The organism is Gardnerella vaginalis 1500E, assembly GCF_000263595.1.
GTDB classification, from domain to species: domain Bacteria; phylum Actinomycetota; class Actinomycetes; order Actinomycetales; family Bifidobacteriaceae; genus Bifidobacterium; species Bifidobacterium vaginale_E.
The window spans coordinates 1-1722 of sequence record NZ_ADES01000024.1 but is presented as its reverse complement, the minus strand read 5'-3'; the positions used below and the strand labels follow the sequence as shown (position 1 = coordinate 1722).

The window sequence follows — 1722 nt, the reverse complement described above, 5'->3', positions numbered from 1 at the left end:
CAATAAACAGAACGTGTTACAACCCAAAAAGCTTCAACAGAGCGCGTAACGTATCTTGACCGTCATAGCAAGTTTCAACTAGGAATCCTCGCTCATTGCTGTATTCTTTAAGACCGCGATAATAGTAGTATTTCTTTCGATCCTCAATAATAAACGGCACAATATTATGCTTTAAGCATTCCTTAAAAGCAATCAAACGCCCAACTCTACCATTGCCATCCTGAAATGGGTGTATTCGCTCAAACCTGTAATGAAAATCAACTATATCTTCTAGCTGCAAATCAGTTTTAGCAAGGTATTCTGCCAACAACCTGCTAATCTCCTCATGCACTTTTTTCGGATCGCAAGTTTGCACACCGCCTACAACATTCGCACGCAACTTGTAGTCACCAACACTAAACCAAGGCAGAAGCTCGTCGCTTGTTCCGCGTTTAAGCAACAAATGTAAATGCTTAATCATGTCTTCACTAAGAGGCTCTTCAGCAACATCAATGCAGTAATCAATCGCACGAAAATGATTTACTGTTTCAACAATGTCATCAACCCTAATACCTGTACTAGCATTTGCACCAACAACTGTACCTTTGTTTTCGCTTGCGCCGCCGCCGTCCACATTTTCTTCGGAATCAATAGTATTAGTTTCAAAAATTCGCCTAGTTTGATCTTCGCTTAGCTGGCTACCTTCAATATGATTCGAGTTGTAAGTCATACGAATTTGAAGCTCGTGATAAATTCCACCCGGTATACGATGCTCCTTCTCTTCCCTAAGCCTTTGCAAAATAGGATTACCTGAAATTACGCGATACAATTCACTCGGCTTACATTGTAAATAGTCGCTGATTTTCGCGATTACTGAATTTGATAATTTTTCACCTTTTGAGATTTTCGCAATCGTACGAGAAGAAATATGCAACTCGGCCACTAACTGCGATTTTTTAATACCTTTTTCTTGTAGCCTTTTGTTCAATCCCGAGTAGTCATACATTTTTAACGCTTCTCTTTCTTCCGCTTGCATAGTTTTAATTGAGATAAATTATGACGAATCTAAATACTCACGCACTAAAATCTTTACTTATTTTCCCATAATCAACATCAAAAGTAAAGATAATTGCTATTCTGCATACTTAAAAGTAAAGATTCGCGATTTGACGAATCTAGCATCAGCAACATCACGCCACTCGTTTCTGCGTAGACAACACATCAGTGATATGCACGCAAAAGAAAAGATCTGTGATTTTAAGCAAACATACGCGCCTACTTTCAAAACTTAAAAAATATTACAGTTTTGAAAGTGAAAATACGTATCTACTTTCAAAAGTGAAAAATACTACTATTCCGAAAATAATATTAGCGATGATTCCACATTGGAGCACGAACTTTCGCCACTAAAAGCAATAAAAGACTCTTACCCTAAAATCCTGCTTGCAAATACGCGTCATGATTCTTACGACATTGAAGGAATCCGCGTAATAGACATAGCGCAATGGCTACTCGAAACAAATTGAGCCAAACAGTGGAACGCATACGAAGAAAGGGCTTGGAGTCTGATGCCCCTAGTAGCACCAAACCCAAGCCCTTTAACAAAACCGACTCGTTTCCCTAACAAACAAGCCAGCCAAACACTCAACAGTCACGCCCCCGAAAACCAGCGCACAACACTACCGTGAAGAAAGAGATTTGGCAAAACAGTAGAATCATGCAAAAGCCCGAAAGCAAACCCGC

The 1722-nt window shown here is 39.5% G+C and carries 1 protein-coding gene and 1 pseudogene; one reads left to right on the top strand and one right to left on the bottom strand.

All coding sequences use genetic code 11. From position 1 onward, the window contains the following. Window positions 1–16 precede the first annotated feature (16 nt). Window positions 17–1015: a Fic family protein gene (locus tag CGSMWGV1500E_RS00535; protein WP_050543279.1), complete on the bottom strand. Its 999-nt coding sequence runs from the start codon at window positions 1013–1015 to the stop codon at window positions 17–19. A gap of 325 nt (window positions 1016–1340) precedes the next feature. On the opposite strand from CGSMWGV1500E_RS00535, the pseudogene CGSMWGV1500E_RS06520 reads away from it, so the two are divergent. After that, window positions 1341–1505, top strand: a pseudogene (locus tag CGSMWGV1500E_RS06520) (ATPase); the annotation flags it as partial. Window positions 1506–1722: the final 217 nt, after the last annotated feature.